Origin of the sequence: Psychrobacter sp. TB55-MNA-CIBAN-0194, from assembly GCF_040309505.1 — a bacterium.
In the GTDB taxonomy this organism is placed as follows: Bacteria; Pseudomonadota; Gammaproteobacteria; order Pseudomonadales; family Moraxellaceae; genus Psychrobacter; species Psychrobacter fozii.
In genome coordinates this window covers 1-286 of sequence record NZ_JBEOOW010000149.1, presented here as the reverse complement: position 1 = coordinate 286, position 286 = coordinate 1, and the positions used below count along the sequence as shown (strand labels likewise).

General features: G+C 57.3%; 1 protein-coding gene. It reads left to right on the top strand.

Going from position 1 to position 286, the window contains the following annotated elements; all coding sequences use genetic code 11:
• Nucleotides 1-57: 57 nt before the first annotated feature.
• Nucleotides 58-286: GNAT family protein (locus tag AAEY75_RS14625; RefSeq protein WP_502944424.1), on the top strand; the 229-nt coding region annotated here is incomplete at its 3' end.

The following is a 286-nucleotide window of genomic DNA, read 5'->3' as shown; positions in this document are numbered from 1 at the left end:
AGACAGCGGCGCCCGTCACGCTTACTATCCAGGCACGTCTTTATAAGAGCACACATCATGACGGTTGATTGGGTTTGTAAACATCACAACGACTTGGGCAAGGACCAGCTATATGCCGTCCTGCGTTTGCGCAGCGAGGTATTCGTCGTCGAGCAGAAATGCGCGTATCAGGACATCGATGGGCAGGACCTGGCGGGGGACACCCATCACCTGATGGCCTGGAACGACAATGAACTGGTGGCTTACCTGCGCCTGCTGGACCCGGAGTCCCAGGGCGGTGATGTGG